The following is a 1640-nucleotide window of genomic DNA, read 5'->3' on the forward strand; positions in this document are numbered from 1 at the left end:
AGAAGCTGTTGTCTTTTCGATCTTGAGCGGTGGCAGTCGAACGCGGGTTCCCGGTCGGGTGATCCTGCCGTGGTCAGGGCATGAAGACGGGGCCTCCTGAACAGCTCGTGGGTGTCGAATCCATAGAGCACCAGGAGGCCCCAGTGCCGCAGTCTTCCGTGCCGATGGCCGGGCAGTCCAACTCGGCCGCTCCATCGTGTGATTGCCTCGCGCACGTGTACGGCAACGCGGCCGACCGGCCCGAGCGGAAGCGCCGGTACCCGACGGACATGACGGACGCGCAGTGGGCGGCAATTCGGCCGCTGCTGCCGGTGCCCGGCTGGATGCGCGGCCGGGGCGGTCGGCCGGAGGGGTACTGCCACCGCGCGATACTCGACGCGGTCGGCTACCTCGTGGACAACGGCATCAAGTGGCGGGCGATGCCCGCCGACTTCCCGCCGTGGGACCGGGTCTACGCATTCTTCCGCCGCTGGCGCGACCACGCCCTGGTCAAAGAGTTCCACGACCGGCTGCGCGGCCGGGTGCGCGAGAAGCTGGGGCGGGACGCTGAGCCGACGGCCGGGGTGATCGACTCGCAGTCCATCAAGGCGGACGCCGTCGTCGGCACCGACAGCCGCGGCTTCGACGGCGGCAAGCTGATCAACGGCCGCAAGCGGCACGTCGTGGTCGACACGCTCGGCCTGCTGCTGGGCGTGATGGTCACCGCCGCAGATGTCGGCGACCGCACCGCCGCCCGGCTGCTGCTCGAGCGAGTAGCCGCCGCCCACCACCGCGTCGCCCTCGTCTGGGCCGACGGCGGCTACACCGGCAGCCTCGTCGAATACTGCCTGGCCACGCTCGCCCTGGTCCTGGCGATCGTCAAACGCAGCGACGACATACGCGGCTTCGTGGTGCTGCCCAAGCGGTGGATCGTCGAGCGCCTCTTCGCCCACCTGATGCAAAGCCGCCGCCTGGTGCGCGACTTCGAGCGACGCACCACCAGCGCCGAGGCGATGGTCTACTGGTCGATGATCGGGCTCATGACCCGCTGCCTGGCCCGCTCACGCCCTGCACAAGCATGAACCGACCCGGAGCCGGCTCCGCCAGCCAGCCACGCGCGACCAGGCGCTTCGCCTTCGACCGCAACGCCTCCACCCGCGCCGGCACCACGTCCATGCCGAACACGGCGGCCATCTCCTGGCAGGTCATCGGACCCTGCCCGAGCCGGGACCGGTCAGCGAGTGTCCTGAGGATGCGCTGGTAATCGACCGACAGCGCCGACCAGGCCAGCCCTTCACGCCACACCGGCACCTGCGACTTCTGCTTCGCCGCGGTCGTCGGCGGCGACGGAGCCTCGTCCGCGATCCCGGCATCGCCCGGCACGGACAGCAGCACACCGACCCGCTGGCGGGCGATCGTCCACTCCTGCCATTCCTGCTCAGCCGCGGCCAGTTCGGCCTGAATGCGGTCTGCCTCCTCCCGCAGCTCGTCCACCCGGCGGCGAGCAGTGAGCTCGTGCTGTTCCAGCAGTCCGACCACCGACGGCATCCGCGACCTCCACAGGAGCGACAACACGATGAGCCACCACTCCCACGCTGCCGCTACCTCCACGCCTGACCAGGCGAAACGCAGTCCTCAAGCTCGGAAAAACAACAGCTTCT

At 69.6% G+C, this 1640-nt stretch carries 2 protein-coding genes; one reads left to right on the forward strand and one right to left on the reverse strand.

Going from position 1 to position 1640, the window contains the following annotated elements:
* The first annotated feature begins 143 nt into the window (after positions 1-143).
* Complete coding sequence (locus tag ACWEK3_RS42360) at positions 144-1061, forward strand: IS5 family transposase (RefSeq protein ID WP_453252271.1); 918 nt, start codon at positions 144-146, stop codon at positions 1059-1061.
* Here the strand turns inward: ACWEK3_RS42360 and ACWEK3_RS42365 are convergent.
* Positions 1018-1527 (reverse strand): hypothetical protein, encoded by a 510-nt coding sequence (locus ACWEK3_RS42365; protein ID WP_453252272.1) that lies wholly within the window; start codon positions 1525-1527, stop codon positions 1018-1020. The two genes, ACWEK3_RS42360 and ACWEK3_RS42365, sit on opposite strands and share 44 nt — an antisense overlap.
* Positions 1528-1640: the final 113 nt, after the last annotated feature.

This window comes from Streptomyces sp. NPDC004721, from assembly GCF_053601495.1.